20 protein-coding genes are annotated in these 17,235 nt (G+C 46.7%); 14 read left to right on the top strand and 6 right to left on the bottom strand.

Translation table 11 applies throughout. The features are described from left to right. Positions 1-26 precede the first annotated feature (26 nt). Entirely contained in the window at positions 27-959 is a 933-nt protein-coding gene (locus KNO71_RS16320; RefSeq protein ID WP_214689572.1) for an ABC transporter substrate-binding protein, read from the bottom strand. Positions 960-1,080: 121 nt separating this feature from the next. Here KNO71_RS16320 and KNO71_RS16315 point away from each other — a divergent pair, with 121 nt between their 5' ends. From KNO71_RS16315 to KNO71_RS17705, 5 genes are all read left to right on the top strand, one after another. Then, entirely contained in the window at positions 1,081-2,061 is a 981-nt protein-coding gene (locus KNO71_RS16315; protein ID WP_214689570.1) for a FecCD family ABC transporter permease, read from the top strand. Next, positions 2,058-3,104, top strand: a complete 1,047-nt coding sequence (locus KNO71_RS16310; RefSeq protein ID WP_214689568.1) for a FecCD family ABC transporter permease — start codon at positions 2,058-2,060, stop codon at positions 3,102-3,104. The genes KNO71_RS16315 and KNO71_RS16310 overlap by 4 nt, the downstream gene beginning before the upstream one ends. Continuing rightward, on the top strand, positions 3,101-3,907 hold the full coding sequence (locus KNO71_RS16305; RefSeq protein WP_074034811.1) for an ABC transporter ATP-binding protein: 807 nt from the start codon (positions 3,101-3,103) through the stop codon (positions 3,905-3,907). The genes KNO71_RS16310 and KNO71_RS16305 overlap by 4 nt, the downstream gene beginning before the upstream one ends. Before the next feature lie 213 nt (positions 3,908-4,120). Further along, positions 4,121-4,324: an NAD(P)-binding domain-containing protein gene (locus KNO71_RS17710; protein WP_251025009.1), complete on the top strand. Its 204-nt coding sequence runs from the start codon at positions 4,121-4,123 to the stop codon at positions 4,322-4,324. Beyond that, on the top strand, positions 4,291-4,524 hold the full coding sequence (locus KNO71_RS17705; protein ID WP_251032007.1) for an NAD(P)-binding domain-containing protein: 234 nt from the start codon (positions 4,291-4,293) through the stop codon (positions 4,522-4,524). The genes KNO71_RS17710 and KNO71_RS17705 overlap by 34 nt, the downstream gene beginning before the upstream one ends. An 85-nt stretch (positions 4,525-4,609) precedes the next feature. Here the strand turns inward: KNO71_RS17705 and KNO71_RS16295 are convergent, their stop codons facing one another. Then, positions 4,610-4,945 (bottom strand): TM2 domain-containing protein, encoded by a 336-nt coding sequence (locus KNO71_RS16295; protein ID WP_015880594.1) that lies wholly within the window; start codon positions 4,943-4,945, stop codon positions 4,610-4,612. A 104-nt stretch (positions 4,946-5,049) separates the two neighbouring features. On the opposite strand from KNO71_RS16295, the gene KNO71_RS16290 reads away from it, so the two are divergent. Further along, complete coding sequence (locus KNO71_RS16290; RefSeq protein WP_015880595.1) at positions 5,050-5,208, top strand: hypothetical protein; 159 nt, start codon at positions 5,050-5,052, stop codon at positions 5,206-5,208. After that, positions 5,205-5,594 carry a hypothetical protein gene (locus KNO71_RS16285; RefSeq protein WP_214689566.1) on the top strand — a complete coding sequence of 130 codons (390 nt, stop codon included), beginning with the start codon at positions 5,205-5,207 and terminating at the stop codon, positions 5,592-5,594. Before KNO71_RS16290 ends, KNO71_RS16285 begins: the two co-directional genes overlap by 4 nt. 36 nt (positions 5,595-5,630) lie before the next feature. Here the strand turns inward: KNO71_RS16285 and KNO71_RS16280 are convergent, their stop codons facing one another. Continuing rightward, entirely contained in the window at positions 5,631-6,866 is a 1,236-nt protein-coding gene (locus KNO71_RS16280; RefSeq protein WP_214689564.1) for an MDR family MFS transporter, read from the bottom strand. Between the two features lie 101 nt (positions 6,867-6,967). Between KNO71_RS16280 and KNO71_RS16275 the strand changes: the two genes are divergently transcribed. Further along, entirely contained in the window at positions 6,968-8,593 is a 1,626-nt protein-coding gene (locus KNO71_RS16275; RefSeq protein ID WP_214689562.1) for an ABC transporter substrate-binding protein, read from the top strand. Between the two features lie 11 nt (positions 8,594-8,604). After that, the gene (locus KNO71_RS16270; protein WP_214689560.1) at positions 8,605-9,006 is read left to right on the top strand and encodes a hypothetical protein; all 402 of its coding nucleotides are present in this window, start codon (positions 8,605-8,607) and stop codon (positions 9,004-9,006) included. Positions 9,007-9,020: 14 nt separating this feature from the next. Here the strand turns inward: KNO71_RS16270 and KNO71_RS16265 are convergent, their stop codons facing one another. Next, positions 9,021-9,230, bottom strand: coding sequence for a YdiK family protein (locus KNO71_RS16265; protein ID WP_015880600.1), 210 nt, complete (start codon positions 9,228-9,230; stop codon positions 9,021-9,023). Between the two features lie 16 nt (positions 9,231-9,246). After that, the gene (locus tag KNO71_RS16260) at positions 9,247-9,942 is read right to left on the bottom strand and encodes a CPBP family intramembrane glutamic endopeptidase (protein ID WP_251032006.1); all 696 of its coding nucleotides are present in this window, start codon (positions 9,940-9,942) and stop codon (positions 9,247-9,249) included. A gap of 213 nt (positions 9,943-10,155) precedes the next feature. On the opposite strand from KNO71_RS16260, the gene groES reads away from it, so the two are divergent. The 3 genes from groES (at position 10,156) to KNO71_RS16245 (ending at position 13,614) form a co-directional block, all read left to right on the top strand. Further along, a complete protein-coding gene (gene groES / locus KNO71_RS16255; protein WP_214689558.1) occupies positions 10,156-10,440 on the top strand; it encodes a co-chaperone GroES in 285 nt (94 codons plus the stop codon). A gap of 39 nt (positions 10,441-10,479) precedes the next feature. Then, positions 10,480-12,114 carry a chaperonin GroEL gene (gene groL, locus KNO71_RS16250; protein ID WP_196431798.1) on the top strand — a complete coding sequence of 545 codons (1,635 nt, stop codon included), beginning with the start codon at positions 10,480-10,482 and terminating at the stop codon, positions 12,112-12,114. A gap of 213 nt (positions 12,115-12,327) precedes the next feature. After that, complete coding sequence (locus KNO71_RS16245; RefSeq protein WP_214689551.1) at positions 12,328-13,614, top strand: competence protein CoiA family protein; 1,287 nt, start codon at positions 12,328-12,330, stop codon at positions 13,612-13,614. 155 nt (positions 13,615-13,769) lie between these two features. Here KNO71_RS16245 and KNO71_RS16240 read toward each other — a convergent pair whose 3' ends face one another. Beyond that, positions 13,770-14,054: a hypothetical protein gene (locus tag KNO71_RS16240; protein WP_214689549.1), complete on the bottom strand. Its 285-nt coding sequence runs from the start codon at positions 14,052-14,054 to the stop codon at positions 13,770-13,772. A gap of 259 nt (positions 14,055-14,313) precedes the next feature. Here KNO71_RS16240 and KNO71_RS16235 point away from each other — a divergent pair, with 259 nt between their 5' ends. Beyond that, positions 14,314-15,354, top strand: a complete 1,041-nt coding sequence (locus KNO71_RS16235) for an HNH endonuclease (protein ID WP_214689547.1) — start codon at positions 14,314-14,316, stop codon at positions 15,352-15,354. Next, the gene (locus KNO71_RS16230) at positions 15,341-17,233 is read left to right on the top strand and encodes a DUF2075 domain-containing protein (RefSeq protein WP_214689545.1); all 1,893 of its coding nucleotides are present in this window, start codon (positions 15,341-15,343) and stop codon (positions 17,231-17,233) included. Before KNO71_RS16235 ends, KNO71_RS16230 begins: the two co-directional genes overlap by 14 nt. Positions 17,234-17,235: the final 2 nt, after the last annotated feature.

Here is a 17,235-nt window from a genome sequence, read left to right as displayed (position 1 = left end):
ACCAATTCAATTGGCGCGCTTTTGATTTATTTTAGAATGTCGACGAGTTCATCGAGCACTTGGTTGGCAGACAAGACGCCACCCGACGTGTTCCAAATGTCATCACTGACTTCTGTCACTTCCCCTGCTTTGACAGCATCGAGGTCTTTCCACAACTGGTTCGATTGCCATTCTTCGGCTGTCTTCGACCCGTCGGCCCCACCATACGTGAAGTAGACGATGTGGTCGCCCGCCATCTCTGGGATTCGTTCCATCGCGACTGGTTCAGCGAATTCCGCTTTATCTTGTGACGCTGGACGTTTGATGCCGACATCATTAAGGATGACGCCGGAGAAGCTGTCATTGAAGTAGATGCGTGACTCGCCAGGAAGGAAGCGGACGACCGAGAGTTCTTTATTCACGGCGTCCCCGAGTTCTGCTTTCGTATCTTCGACGTGCTGTTCGTAGTCGGCCAACCCTTGATTGCCTTCCTCTTCTAGGTTGAGTGCGTTCGCATAAAGGGTGAAGTTCTCTTGCCAATCACCTTTGAGCGTCTCTGACATGACCGTCGGTGCGATGGCGTTTAACTTGTCATAGATGTTCTCTTGACGAAGTTTCGTTCCGATGATGAGATCTGGCTTGAGTTTTGCGATGGCCTCTAGATTGACTTCGCTTTCTGTCCCGACTTCCGTGACGTCTGTCATCTCGGACTCGATGTGCGGGTACCACGGGTCGCCGTTCCATGATTTGACGGCTCCGACTGGTTTGACGCCGAGGGCGAGAAGGGCTTCTGTCCCTTCGTTCGTCAAGACGACGACGCGTTCTGGGTTTTCAGGTACGTCCGCCGTTCCCATCGCGTGCTCAATCGAGCGAGTCGCAGTTTCTGAACTTGTATTGTTCTCTGTATCGTCAGACCCGCCGCAAGCAGCGAGGACGACGGTTAAGCAAAGCGTAAGTAACGCGAGCATCCATTTTTTCATTACAATTCTCCTCTATGTAGGTGATTTTCCTTCCTGACTATAAGTGATAATGATTCTCACTGTCAACCCCTTTTTCTGGAACGCAATATTTGCTATGGTAGGAAAGGAAAGAAGTGAGGACATGAAAAAACCTTGGATCAAATTACTTTTCCTGATCATCTGTTTACCTATCTTAAGTTATATCTCCTTGCGCGTCGGTGTGATTGCGGTCAGCCATCAAGATGTGATGACGTTCCAAGCGGACGGGTCATCTCAAGCGATGATTGCGTTAGCCGACAATCGCATCCCACGGACGGTCGTCGCGCTACTCGTCGGTAGTGTCCTAGGTCTCGCCGGGCTCATTTTTCAACTCGTGACCCGTAACCCGCTCGCATCTCCTGATATTTTGGCGGTGAATGCCGGAGCGAGTCTGGCCATCGTGCTCGTAACGCTTTTTGGGTTCAGTAGTATCGCCTCGTTCACGACAGCCTCGCTCATCGGAGCATTTGTTGCCGGCGTGATTGTCTATCTACTGAGTGCGAACGGAGGGAACGTCATGTATATGACGCTTGCCGGAGCGTCGCTTGCCGCTCTATTCAGCTCATTTACCCAGTCAATCATCGCGTATGAGGAAGGTGCGCTTGATGAGGTACTGTTCTGGCTAACCGGATCGGTCGCCGGACGATCGCTCACGCTCGTCGAGACGTTGTTGCCATGGATGGCGGCGGCGGTCATTCTCGTTCTCTTGCTCAGTAAAGAGTTAGAGACGTTATCGCTCGGAGACCAGGTCGCCCGTTCACTCGGGCAAAATGTCGGCATCATCAAGTTTGTCGCCGTGACGCTCGCCGTCGTGCTCTCCGCATTCGGAGTGGCGCTTGCCGGACCAATCGCATTTGTTGGTCTGCTCGCTCCCCATTTGGCGAAATATCTGTTCGGGACGGCCTTTTTCGCTCGTCTCGCCGGAAGTGCCCTCATCGGTAGCGTTCTGTTGCTTGCGGCTGATATTCTGGGACGCATCATCCTGTTCCCACGCGAAGTGACTGTTGGGGTCGTACTCGCCGTCATCGGTGGGGCATTCTTCATCTATCTCGTCAGTGTCAGACAAGGAGTCTTTAAATCATGAAAACATATCGCTTTCGAAAAGGTCCTGTCTCGTTCACGCTCCGAAAGCGTGAAATCGAGTTGGCGCTTCTACTCGTCGTCGGATTGCTCGTGTCGATTTATTTCGGGCTCGCCATCGGTGACACATTCCTTAGTCCCGCCTCACTCGCTGCCCTGTTCATCGGAGCAGGGGATGCATTCGAGCAGCTCGTCGTCTTCGAGTTTCGGATGCCACGTGTGTTGATGGCAATCACTGCCGGCGCAAGTCTCGCCGTCAGCGGTCACTTGTTACAACTGACAATCAAAAACGAACTGGCATCCCCGGAGATTTTCGGGATTGTCGGAGGTGCAGGGGTTGCGACAGCTACGTTCTTCACCGTTTTCTCGGATGAGCGAACGAATCAGCTGTCAGTGCCGCTCGCCTATATCCCAATCGCTTCGTTCCTTGGGGCGATTGTTGTCGGGATGTTCCTCTTCTATTTGTTGAAACGTGGAGTCCCATCTGTCCGGCTAGCACTTGTTGGGATTGGAATCAGCATCTTCTCGCAAGGGATCGTTCAGTTCATGATGCTCGCCTCGAACGTTTACCGAAAGAACGATATCCAACAATGGCTCACCGGTACCGTCTACGCCGCGACGTGGAATCAATTGAAGATTATGGTGCCGTTCGTCCTTCTCTTTTTGCTGGCAGCCTTCTTGATTGAACGTCATGTTCGTCCGCTCCATATCAGTGAAGCGACAGCGACGAGCATCGGCGTACCGGTACGCGGGATTCAGCGTGGGACGTTGTTGCTTTCCTGTTTACTCGCCGGCATCGGTGTCGCCTTTGTCGGTGCAATCGGGTTTGTCGGGTTGATGGCACCTCATATCGCCCGACAAGGGTTGAAGCTCCCTTACATCTGGGCGACGCTACTTGTCGGGGCGACGATTGTCGTGTTGGCGGACGTACTCGCTCGGACGATTTTTTATCCGTATGAACTACGGACCGGCGTGATGACAGCCGTCATCGGAGCACCGTATTTCTTCTACTTACTTCGACGGATGATGAAAGGAAGCATGAGATGAACACATTTGATTTGAACCACGTAACCATCGGATATGAACAGAAGACGGTGCTCGATCAATTATCATTCTCCATCCCACATGGGAAAATCACCGTCCTTCTCGGCGCGAACGGCTGCGGGAAGTCGACGCTCCTCTCGACGCTTGCGAGACAGCGAGATGCACTTGGCGGGGAGATCGCATTTCGAAACAAACCGCTCGATTCGTATCGAGCGAAAGAGGCGGCTCGACTCATGGCATTCATGCCACAAGTGAACGTGGCACCGGATGGATTGACCGTCGAACAACTCGTCCGATTCGGGCGTTATCCGTACCAGACGTTCTTCAAACGATATTCGGAAGACGATGAACGGGCCGTCGAGCGGGCACTCGCCTTCACCGATACGGTATCGCTCCGTGACACGCTCGTCAGCAACCTTTCTGGTGGACAAAAGCAACGGGTGTGGATCGCGTTGGCACTCGCCCAAGAATCGGAGACGATCCTGCTCGATGAACCGACGACATACTTGGACATGTCGCACCAAATCGAGATTTTAGATTTGATGTATCGATTGAATCGATTGGAAGGAAAGACGATCATCATGGTACTTCACGACCTTCACTTGGCCTGTCGCTATGCCGATCATGTCATCGCATTAGCTGGCGGTAACGTGTATCGCGAAGGAAGTCCGAACGATGTCGTCGATGAGACGTTCATGAAAGACGTATTCGGTCTCAAAGTCGTGGTGACCGAGGATCCGCTATATGGGACACCGCTCTGTGTACCGTATTCGCACTACGAGTTGAATGAAAAACGACCGACCTGAACCTAGTCTGCGGACTAGGTTTTTTTACGGAAAAGCAGGGAAAAGAGTAGGGTAAGTGCGCGTCATGTTTTCTACCTAAAGGAGAAATTTTCCATGGCTAAAAAGGAAAAACAGCCGTATCACATCGTCACGTACCCATAAGAATCGATTTCAGACGGGCTTGCAGCAGAGTTCGGAGGAACGGTCACGCGGACAGACGAGGAGCTGTGAATCATGAAACTCGGGATTTTAGGTGCCGGGAAAGTCGGACGCACGCTCGGGGAGCAGTTCGAACGAGCAGGCTATGAGGTGCTGTACGGGACACGGACGGAGCGAGAAGGGACATTGACGCTACAAGAGGTCGCCTCGACGAGCGACCGGACGGGGTGTCGGGTGCGGAGTATTTGCAGCGACTCATTCCTGATACGAAAGTTGTGAAGGCGTTCAATCAGACAGGGGTCGAGAATTTAGGCGATCCGAATGGGTCCGTCATGTTCGTCGCAGGTGAAGATGAGGAAGCAGTGCGGCTTGTTGTCGAGCTATCGAACAAGATCGGCTTCGATACGCATCCGCTCCACGGGCTGAAGCTTGCTCGTGAGCTCGAAGGGTCGGGTGGCTGTGGATTCATCATGCAGTGAATGAGCGAAAATCACGGGACTTCGCCTTCTACTTAACAGAACGCTAAAAGACGATTGAGGCGAGATGCCTCAATCGTCTTTTTGATTAGAATCCTGTATAGCGATCAGAACGCGTTTGCAGCAGCTTAATCGTCTCGCGCTCAATCTGCTCAACTTCACGTTGTTGCCAACCCGGCATGAGAAATGCATCAACGAGTGCCCAAATGCCTGTGATGAATGCACCGAGACCGAGCGTCAAGACGACGAGTAGGACCATGGCGATTCCTGAACCGATTTTTTTGAAATAGAAACGATGCGCACCAAATGCACCGAGGAAAAACCAAAGCAAGTAGGCGACGAGCAAGCTACGTTTTCGTTTTTCGACTTCGCTGTTCACGAGTAACATTTCTTCTGTCGTCAAATCCATACGCGAATCATACATAGGACTCCAACTCCTTATCCATAATTGTTATAATGAGTTCGCACTCAAGTATATCGGAAAATGGATTTGTTTCCATGATTTCCTAAAAAGAAAAGAGGTTCTTTATGCTTTTTCCGATTTTGACGTTCATCGTCGCCTTCGTTCACGTCGTCGGTGGGGCGATTGCCCTTTATCAATATCCGCAATATAAGCGCATGGCCATCAGTGCCATCGTACTCGGGTTCGTCTACGGTGGGTTGACCGTGGCGGTGATTGGATTATGACGAACAGACCACTGCGTTCGCGTCTTCAAATGAAGAGCGGCTATCAGTTAGGGACATACTTATTTTTAGGTCTCATCATTTTTGATTTGCTCTTAGGCGACGTGCCAAAAACCTCGTTTGCGATGTATGCCTTGCTCTTTTACTTTTGGCAACGGGAGCGTGTAGAAAAAGAAGAGAAGAGGTTAGCCGAGAAGATGAAGCGGAAGTCGGATGAGTGGACCATCACACTTGTCGTCTTGCTTTGTTTAGTAGGCTATGTGCTCTCCCTTGGCCTACAATATCCATCTGTTTCGTTGCTCGAACTGAGCATCTATGGCTTCTCGACAATCTTCTGCATCCGGGCGTTGACCTTGATCTATGCGATGCACCAACAACAGCTCGACTAAAAACCATCCTTCCGCTGAGAAAGGATGGTTTTTTGTTTAAGACGCCGCTCGTCGTAGGACGAGCTTTTCTTTTACATAAATTCCGCTATAGACGAGGAAACATCCGAAGCTGACCAACAGTCCGATGTAGACGCTCATCATGAACGGGGTGAGAAGCGACCCGATTAAAATCGTCGAGCGTGATAAGAAGTCGGCACCGGCGAACGAGGTTCCGGCAAACGCCGAGTACGCACCACGGCGGTCTTCTGGCATCATGTTCGCCTTCTCCGTGTTCAATACCGGTGAGTACAACAATTCGCCGAATGTTGCGATGAGCATGAAACCGAGAAGGAGCATCATCGAGTTCGCGCTCGTGATGACGGCGTACCCAATCGTGTACAACGCGAGTCCGCCGAGTAGCGTATGCTTGTTTGAGAAACGTGAGGCGAGACGTTGAATGAAGAATGTCAACGCGACGACGATGAGCGTGTTCTCGATTTGAATGAGACTCATCATCCGCACCCCGTTGATTGTCCATGATTCAATCGAGAGCGGTTCGAATGAATCGGCGAGCCGGACCGCGACATAACTACCCATCGAGAACTCGGCAGCGAGGATACACATCGAGCCGAAGACGACTTTGACGAACGGACGGTCACGCCAGGCGATTTGATAGCTTTGGAACACGTCGACGAAGACGAGGCGAAGCTTTTGGGACGTCCACGTCCGTTTCGTGTCCTCGAGGAAGATGGCGTACGCGATCGGCAACATGCTCGACGTGAACGTCAAAATCCAAAATAGTAACAATTGATTGCTGACATAGAGCCAGCCCCCGAGTGCCGTCCCAATCGTGATGGATAAGTTGATCAACCAGTAATCGAGCGCGTACACGGCTTTTCGGTTCTCAGGCGTTGTCGCATCGATGATGATGGCGCTCATCGCAGGCCGCCCAAGGTTGTTCGTGACCGTGAAAATCGTATAGGCGATCATGAAAATGATCATCTGGTCGAACTGGAGACTGAGCGTCATGACGAGAAACATCGAAGCGGTGAGACTTGCCGTCAACACGAGGAGTCGCTTCCGTGAGAATTTATCGGCGAGATAGCCTCCAATCAACCCGATCACGTATCCGAGACAGACGAGCGAGATCAAGAAGACGCCCGCGATCCATTCATTGAACGCTTTGACAAAGAGAAGTGCCATGAACGGCATGATGGCGAATGAGACCGAACGATTAAAAAATGATGTCACGAGTCGAACTTTTATTGGTTTAGGTATATCTTTCCATTTCATCTTGTCACCTTCCATTCTGTACCTGTATGATAAACAAGACAACGGATTTGAAAAATGGACGACATGGGGAAATGATGTCCACTTTTAAAGGGGGATGTGACGTGGATGCGTATTTATTTCGATTGTGGAAAGAGTGTCGGGACGGAGCGTACACGATTTCCGATATGGCGGAAGCCATTCATTTAAGCCCGAAACAGACGAAGCGTCATTTGTCACGGTGGCAAGAAGAAGGGTGGCTCACGTATACGAGCGGACGCGGACGGGGAAATTTGACGCGTCTCGAATGGCTACGACACGTCGAGCGTGATTTGGCCAAACAGCTGCTCGAACGCATGGAGAAAGAGTCGGTCGAGGCAGTGACGAATCAACTGGAGTGGGACTGGTCGCCTGCGCAGGCAGGTCGGTTCATGCGCCAGCTCGAGAAGAAGTTCGGTTACGTCCAGACGTCGAGCGATGCGCTCATCATCCCGCGCCGTCGTCACTTTTTGACGACACATCCGCTTGAGGCGGCTGACATCCACAGTGCCCACCTCGTCCAGAACGTCTTCAATCGTCTGTTCATGATTGACGCGTCTGGTGAGGTCACAGGGGAGCTTGCGCATCACTATGAATGGCAGGGGAATACGCTCGTCTTGTTTCTTCGGAAAGGGGTCCGATTCCATGACGGGTCGCTCATGACGAGTAAAGATGTGACGAAAAGTTTACGCACACTCGTTCAGTCGGATGCGTATCGGTATATGTATCGGAACGTCCGGCATATCGCATCGAACGGCACGTATCGCGTCGACGTCACGCTCGACCGGCGTCGGAATTCGTACATCCCGAAACTGTCGATGATTCATACGAGTATCGCTAAAGGAAGTGTCGGGACGGGGCCGTTTCAATTGGATCGCCATGACAAGGAGAAGACGGTTCTTCTCGCCTTCGAGAATTATTTTGGGGTGCGGGCGCTCCTGGACCGGGTCGAGTTCATTAAAGTGCCGGACGGATACGATCCGACGTATCGCATCTCATCAAGAGATTCCAAAGAAACCGGACACATCTCGACACCGTCCGGGTTCGGGCTTGTCATCTTGAACAGTCATCCGAATAGTGTGTTCGCGAATGAAGAGGCGCGGCATTATATGCATCGCTTGATTGCGGAGATTCGACCGGAGATTGGGACGTTGAATGAGCGAAGAACACCGAACGACCGAGGGTTTCTCGGTTCGATGAGCGAGATGTATCGCATTCCAAAAGGAACACCTGTCCCGTTCGACCGACCGATTCGCATCAAACAGACGGACTTCACGAACGATACGACCGACTGGATTGCCGAGATGTTGACACGTCATGGGATTGCCTATGAGTTCGTGCCCATCAGCTTCAAAGATTCGATTCATGACAAGACGTATTATGAATACGTCGATTTGGTCGTTCACGGGGAAGTGTTCGAGCGGAACATCACGCTCGGGTTTGAACAGTTCATGACGAACGAGTACTCGCCTCCTCATAAAGTGTTCCCTTATATAGAGGGGATGACCGAGCGAGTTGGGCAATATGATGACCTGCCGTTTGAGGACTGGTTGCCGCTGCATCGAGAGATCGAGCGCGAGTTAAAAGAGAAGTCGTACTTTATCCCGCTCTATAACGAGGAGCGGACCATTCCGTTCCCGGTCGAGCTGAAGGACGTCTGTGTCGACTTGTTCGGTTATTTTGATTTTGCGAAACTATGGATTCCATCATAAGGAGGGGTTCGATGAGGAAAAAAATATTGTTTGCATTTCTTTTATTCAATCCAATCGTATTTCTGATTGGATTGTGGAATGGAGAATGGGTGATGATAACAGTGGCAGGATTCGGTGTTGTCTTCCATGCACTTTATCAGGAGCAACTCGAACAGTTCGATGAAGAGAAGGTGAAGTCACTGATACAGAATGTCGATTCGAAACTCGTCTCATCGATTGGCTTTCTTTCAATTTTCAGCTTTTTTGTCGTCGTCTGGTTCTTTGACGAGACGTCAGTTCCGTTGCTTGATACGATGTACGTCGTGTTTGGTGTCATCATGATGCGTCGTGGTATGTTGATTCGCAGTGCCGTACTCCATGAAAAGATTGATTTGACGAACGTCATCCATATAAAGAAAACCCCGAGCTCGTAAGACTCGGGGTTTCATTATGCGGATTTGTCCGTGCCTTCTTTTTTGACTTTTCGGGCGAGTGCCAAGATTTGATACACTTTGAAAAAGTCATAAGCGGCGACGGCGATGATGAAGTACGTCCAGAAGCTGAAGCCGTACTCTTGTACCGAGAAGTACGCGAGGACGGTGAACAACACACCGAACGAGAGACTGAAGAGCATCATCACTTTTAATTGTCGCGGCATAACTGCCACCTCATTTCTACATTAAAAATAGTACGAGCATCACGAGCGCGTTGTTAAACGTGTGGATGGCGATTGGAACGATCAATCGTCTTGTCTTCGCATACGCGTAAGAGAATGCGAAACTCATCGCGATATACACGAGGAATCGATTATCTTGGTGGATAAGTGCGAATAGGATCGAACTGACCCCAAAGGCAATCCAGAAACCGAAGCGCGCGTTCAAGTTCCCGAACAAAATATGACGGAAAAGAATCTCTTCGATGATCGGTCCGAGCAAGACGACCGGCAAAATCATAAGTGGAATGACTTCCACCATCTCGGCGATGTTTTGTGTGTTCATCGACTCGACCAGTTCACCAGAGATGGCCGTCTCAATCAAGTTCGCGACGATGACGAGCCCGTATTGCATCAAAATCCCGAGCCCGATCCATTTGACCGTGTCGTTCAAGTTCGACTGGATGCCTTGCGCCTTGTATTGTTTCAAGTCCGGCCAGATGAGTAAAATCGACAGAACAATCGTCACACCGAATCCGATGGCGAGCCAGAGCCCGACGAACGTTTCTGTTAACCATTCCGGTCGCACTTCGCTAATCACGAGCGGGAATAGTTGGACGAACGCATATAGTAAAATCGGGGTGAGGTGCCGGAGACGAATGTTAGGCGCCATCGAAAAACGGGTATTTATCGATTGGTTTGAGTTTAATGTAGCCAATTCAACACGTCCTTAATCATAAGAATGAACCTACCTTTTTCTCATTGTAACAAATAAGTTCTCTTGACCGCGAGTAAGAGCATTTTTTAATGTATCCCCCTTGATTTTTTTATCGACACATACTAAACTAATCAGTGTTAGCACTCCTTTTAACTGAGTGCTAAAACCTTACGATACACATTACATCATTCATATTCGGAGGAGGGTTTTTCCATGTTAAAACCACTAGGCGATCGTGTCATCATCGAAGTCGTGGAGAAAGAAGAAAAGACGATCGGGGGCATCGTGCTTCCTGATACGGCGAAAGAAAAGCCGCAACAAGGGAAAGTCATCGCAGTCGGAACAGGCCGCGTGACGGACGAAGGCAAGCGCATCGATCTCGACGTGAAAGAAAATGATTTGGTCATCTACTCGAAGTACGCAGGTACCGAAGTGAAGCATGATGGAAAAGAGTACTTAATCGTTCGCGAGAGCGATATTCTCGCAATCGTAGGCTAAGCACCATTATTCAAAAACTTTTTTAGGGGGAAATGAACGATGGCAAAAGATATTAAATTCTCAGAAGATGCACGTCACGCGATGCTTCGCGGTGTCGATGCACTCGCTGACGCAGTCAAAGTAACGATTGGACCAAAAGGACGCAACGTTGTCCTCGAGAAGAAATTCGGTTCACCACTCATCACGAACGATGGTGTGACAATCGCGAAAGAAATCGAACTCGAAGACCGCTTCGAAAACATGGGCGCGAAACTCGTTGCGGAAGTCGCGTCGAAGACGAACGAAGTCGCAGGGGACGGTACGACAACAGCGACAGTCCTCGCACAAGCGATGATTCGTGAAGGACTCAAGAACGTCACGGCGGGCGCGAACCCGATGATCCTTCGTAAAGGAATCGACAAAGCGGTAACACGTGCGCTTGAAGAGTTGAAAGCCATCTCGAAACCAATCGAGTCAAAAGAAGCGATCGCACAAGTCGCGGCCATCTCGGCAGCGGACGAAGAAGTCGGCGAATTGATCGCAGAAGCGATGGAGCGTGTCGGTAACGATGGTGTCATCACAATCGAAGAATCACGCGGCTTCACGACTGAGCTCGACGTTGTCGAAGGGATGCAGTTCGACCGTGGATACTTGTCACCATACATGATCTCAGACTCTGACAAAATGGAAGCGTCACTCGACAATCCGTACATCTTGATCACAGACAAGAAGATCTCAAACATTCAAGAAATCATCCCAGTGCTCGAGCAAGTAGTGCAACAAGGGAAGCCGATCTTGATCGTCGCAGAAGACATCGAAGGCGATGCCCTCGCGACACTCGTCTTGAACAAACTCCGTGGTACGTTCAACGCGGTAGCCGTCAAAGCACCAGGATTCGGTGACCGTCGTAAAGCGATGCTCGAAGACCTCGCGACACTCACGGGAGGTCAAGTCATCACAGAAGACCTCGGTCTCGACCTCAAATCAGCATCACTCGACATGCTCGGTCGCGCATCGAAAGTCGTCGTCACAAAAGACACAACGACTGTCGTCGAAGGTGCAGGGAACGAAGAAACAATCAAAGCACGCGTTCAAACGATCCGCAACCAAATCGAAGAGACAACGTCTGACTTCGACCGTGAAAAACTCCAAGAGCGTCTTGCGAAACTTGCAGGTGGCGTAGCCGTCGTCAAAGTCGGTGCAGCTACGGAGACAGAGCTCAAAGAGCGTAAACTCCGCATCGAAGACGCGCTCAACGCGACACGTGCGGCAGTTGAAGAAGGAATCGTTGCGGGTGGTGGTACATCACTCATCAACGTCATCCCAGCTGTTCGTGCGCTCCTTGCAGAAGTGACAGCGGACGAAGCGACTGGTGTGAAACTCGTCCTTCGTGCCCTCGAAGCACCGGTCCGTCAAATCGCGGAAAACGCGGGTGAAGAAGGTTCGGTCATCGTCGAGAAGCTCAAGAACGAATCAGTCGGTGTCGGGTACAACGCGGCAACTGGCGAATACGTCGACATGATCGCGCACGGGATCGTCGACCCAGCGAAAGTGACGCGTTCAGCACTCCAAAACGCGGCATCTGTCTCAGCGATGTTCCTCACAACAGAGGCCGTCATCGCAGACAAGCCAGAAAAAGACGCTCCTGCAATGCCTGACATGGGCGGCATGGGTGGAATGGGCGGTATGATGTAAGTCATACGCTTTTACAGGAACCATTCATCAGCGAAAGCTGGTGGGTGGTTTTTTTGTTGTCAGTAATGATTCAAAATGATTAAAGTCAGTTAACTACTCTTCTCTGTCAATTATATTTTTAAAACACTCTATATGTTATATAATGGAATTAATAAAATTTAAAAGTAATATAATGTATTTTGTTAATTCGTTTTAACTAGGGAGGAATTGATTTTGCAGGAAGCGATGTATGAGGGAAAGAACGTAAATTTATCAGTTTTATTAGATGAAAAGCGAGAAATTCGTGAACTGAAAAAAAGTTCGGATAAAGGGGCGTTTAGCTGCCCGTATTGTAATGAAACACTTATCATAAGGGCCGGGAGTGATCGGGTTCACCACTTCTCTCACAAGCAATCAAAGTCATGTGAACTTTCTATTGAAAGTGACAAGTACCAGGATCAGATTAAAAGAGAGTCAAAACAGCATTCGGTTATAAAGAACTTTATTCATGATGAACTGAAAGCTCAACAAAAAATAAATAAGGAACTCGAAGTTGAATACGGTTTTGTTGCAAAAGCGACTGAAAAGTGGCGTTACTATCCTGATATTATCGTAAAGAATGTGGATAAAGAAATTGCGATTACGGTGCTTACCAATGTGACACAAAATCGAGATGAAAAATTGGCTAAGCAAATTATTAAACGGAATACATACTTCAAAGAAAAGGGACTTATACCCATTTGGTTCATTGAAAATACAGAACAGTCGATTGATTTAAGTCGTCATGTGATTCACCTTTGGGAAGCTGAGTTAAATCTGGCGATGAAAACTCCTGAAGATTTAATGTGGGAAACATTATTGAATGAAACAGCGCGTGATCAATCCTTATTCGAACTATTTGATTATCATCACCAAAATATTCCGAATTTTTATAAGGTTCGAAGCCTTTACTATATCCAATCTAAAGAAGATAGTATCCAATTCTCTGTTCGACGTTTTATTGAAGATGAGCACAAAAATCCATTCCGAGCATTTGCGTTAAACGGAGGATATGAAATCAGTCTATCTACTGCCTTGTTGACTACTGAAACATTACAACTAAGCGATCCTAAAATCGAAATGCAGCTAAGAGATTCCTTTCTACAAGAATTGAAGCAGAAGAAAAATGAATATATAGCGAAACAAAAAGAAATCGAAGACGCAAATAGAACTGAATTACTAAACAAGCGTTACGATTTATCAAAACGCCAAGTAAGCTCGAAGAATTTGCTAACAAAAAGTCATTTTCGAACGGCAATTTTGGAATATATCAAAACTTGTAGGTTAAGATTGATAAATGCTGACGATGTAGCAGAGTATCTAGTGCTCAATGGTGCTTCAAATAAGTCTTACAATACAGGCCGCTACAAAATTTACTCAGACGTCTGTGCTTGTCTTGATCAATTAGTCGAAGAGAACGTAATTGAACTTTCGTCAACGGGCGGGCAACGAGATAGAACGTATGCTGTAAAAACTATATAAAATCATTAAAATGCCTAGAAAGAGCAAAGTATAGAAGCGAATCCGAAATGACGTGTTTGATTACAGACTCTGTTTGTTTGAGGGGATTAAATGAAAATTCAAATCACCTATACATTTCAATCTTGAGATGTATAGGTGACGTATTGTTTAAAACATTATTGGGCTTGTTTTCCTTCGAAAAGTCGTTGTAGAAAAAAGTTTTCCTTCTCTGAGCGAAGACCTTGAAGATACTCCAAATGGTCAATTTTTTGAATCGAACCGACGGAACGCTTTTTTGTTCCTGGCATTTCAGTGATGACTTCCATCACGTCGACCGTGGTCGAACCGCCAGGCATTACTAGATATCTTGCTACACTAATTTCTTTTCCTTTACCTACATGTCCATAGCGCACAACTGCTTTCCAATAGGACCACTCTGTAATCGCCTCATTAGTATTCATAATTTCTCATCCCTTCTTCTAATGTTCATTGAATTGAAAGTAAATATTCGACTACGTTATTAAGTTGATTTTAGAAAACGAACGAGAATAAGGTATGTAATAAAATTGACTAAGGTTAATATTTTATGAGGTGTAGTCAAAAGCGCAACAGACAAAAGTGAAAAGACGAAAAATCAAGCAGTGGCCTCGTGTAGTATGAAGTTACGACGAAACTATATTAATACATGATTTAATTTTTAACAGAGAAGGGGAGTTTGAAATGGCCACACCGATTACAATTTTTAAAAACAATCAGAAACTAAGGGAAGAGTCGAATATTCAATTAGCAGCAACATTCTTCTCAGACCTTTTAAATTTAAATAAGTCGAAATGCTTTAACGCGATTGAGAGAGGCTATACCTATAACATTCCATTTTTTGACCAAGAGGATGAGTATCGATTTATTGCTCCAAAGGATATTGCATTAAAGAGAAGGATTGAATTAGAAGAGAGAGACCATCATAATGCCCGTCGGATTTGGCTCATCCCAGCAAATCCGAATGAATATGACTTAGAGAGTGCTTTTGGTCGATATGATTTTTTACATTGGAGACGGTCCTTCAACTATGAAAATGGGGACATTCTATTTATCTATCTGTCTGGCCATATTCAGAAAGTACGTTATAAAGTTGAAGTAATTGAAGGGGTTGTGCGCTCTTCAGATGTGAGTTATGATGGTACATTTCGGAAAGGTGAAGTTCAGTTTGAGGATTCTAAAGAATTGGACTGGTCTCGCATTCGTTTGTTAGACGAAGTAGACAATGACCTATTGTCTTTAGAATATTTGCGAGAAAATGGATTGAAAGGAAATGTTCAAGGGTCGATGAAGTTGATAGGAGAATTGAAAGACTACATCACTTCGTTTTTCGACAAAGATTTAACCGCTGGGTATTATGCAGACGAAGTGCCAGAATTATTAGAAGAAGGCAAACGAAAAATCGTTTCAGTTAATACGTATGAACGTAACCCGCTCGCACGTAAACGATGCATGGAATACTACGGGGTGAGCTGTCAGGTTTGCCAAATCAACTTTGAAAAAAAATATGGTGAAGTCGGTAGAGATTTTATTCACGTCCATCACATTAAACCACTTCATGAGATTGGACGGAATTATGTGGTGGATCCAATAAATGACTTAAGACCGGTTTGTCCAAATTGCCATGCAATGCTACATCGAAAAGAAGGTGGCGAGTACTTAACGATTGAACAGCTGAAAAATAGAATAAAATCTAACCCTGGAGGAAATCATGATCATTTATAACGAACCCAAGTACATGTTTGTAGAGCACATCTTAGAAAAAGAAATTAGTTATATCCTTAGTAAAAACATCGAAGAAAAAATGAATCGGCGCGTTAGTGCTTCCGAGATGATTTCATGGGAAAACTCACTTTCAGAGATGATGCGGGTCATTCGAGGAGAATCGATACCTGATGACGTAAATATTCTTCTTGAGTTTAATTTACCATCAACTCAAAAACGAATTGATTTCATTATTGCGGGGAAAGATACGGATGGTCAAAAGAATGCAATTATTATCGAACTAAAGCAATGGACGAAAGCTGATCTCGCTGACGGAGATGGTATCGTCCAAACCGCCTTTTACGGAAGAACCCAATCGACAGTCCATCCTTCTTATCAAGCCTTATCGTATCGCCGATACTTGGAAAATTATCTTGAATCGGTAGATCCAATCGAGTCTGATATAACACTTGATTCATGCGCTTATTTACATAATTATATTCGATCAAGGAAACATGAAAATGAACCTTTATTGAATGATCGATACAGACATTATTACAAGGAAGCACCGATTTATTTCAAAATGGATGATTTACGCTTAGCTGCTTACGTCACAAAACGAGTAGGGGCTGGTAAAGGCGCAGACATTGCTAAGGAAATTGAGACCGGAAAACTGAGACCTTCAAAAAAATTAGTAGAGACGTTAAATCTGATGTTTGAAGGGAACGAAGAGTTCATATTATTGGATGAACAAAAAGTGGCCTATGAACAGATTTTAACGATTTATACTGAGCATGTGTTACATACGGACGAGAAGCATGTTGTATTAATTAAAGGTGGACCGGGGACTGGGAAATCCGTAATCGGTTTGAATGCTCTAAAGGCACTCATGAATGAGCAGGCATTAGTCGAGTATATTACGCCGAATGCAGCTTTCCGAGAAGTCTTACGAAAAAAGCTGGCAAGACAAAAGAGCATTATTGAAATTCGAGATATGTTTAAAGGTTCCGGTTCTTACGTAGATACTCAAATGAATAAAATTGACGTATTAGTTTGTGATGAGGCGCACCGATTAAAAAATCATGGACATATGCAACGAAAAATTGAAGGAGAGAATCAAGCGACTCAAATTATTCGGAGTGCGAAAATGAGTGTTTTCTTTATTGATGATGAGCAAATGATTTCGAAGAAAGATATTGGGTCCTATTCATTGATTAAAGAGGAAGCCAATAAGCAAAATGCTATTATTCACGAATTAACATTGGATTCTCAATTTCGATGTGGTGGATCAGGTAACTATATTGAATGGATAAATAGATTTTTTAATAATGAAGAGGAAATTGAATTAGACGGGTCATATGACATTCAAGTATTAGACTCACCACAGCAATTGATTGACGAAGTTGTGTCGAAACGTGACGGTCGCGTTACGGCTGGGTATGCATGGAGTTGGACGAAAGAACGATTAAACGGACAGCTTGTTGCAGATGTACAGATTCCTGAGCATGATTTCGCAATGCCTTGGAATGATTCAAAACGTTTAGACTGGGCTATTCATCCAGATGGACGTGAACAGATTGGATGCATCCATACAGTACAAGGCTTAGAAATGACATATGCAGGAGTAATCATCGGTCCTGATTTAGGTTATGATCCACAATCAAAACAATTGATTGTACGGCGGGAAGAATTCAAAGATAGTGGGGCTAGACCGGCAAAACCGAAGAAGAATGAAGTGGACGCTCTTGAGCGGCTCGTGAAAAATACGTATCGCACATTAATGACTCGTGGGATGAAGGGATGTTACGTGTATTGTTGTGATCCTGAGTTACAACAATATATGAAGCAACGTATAGCTTTTACGAGTAATGAATATAAAAATGTAACTAGAGAAGTTTGACT

The organism is Exiguobacterium sp. s163 (assembly GCF_018617135.1).
Classification (GTDB): domain Bacteria; phylum Bacillota; class Bacilli; order Exiguobacteriales; family Exiguobacteriaceae; genus Exiguobacterium; species Exiguobacterium profundum.
This window is presented reverse-complemented; position numbering and strand designations above follow the sequence as displayed.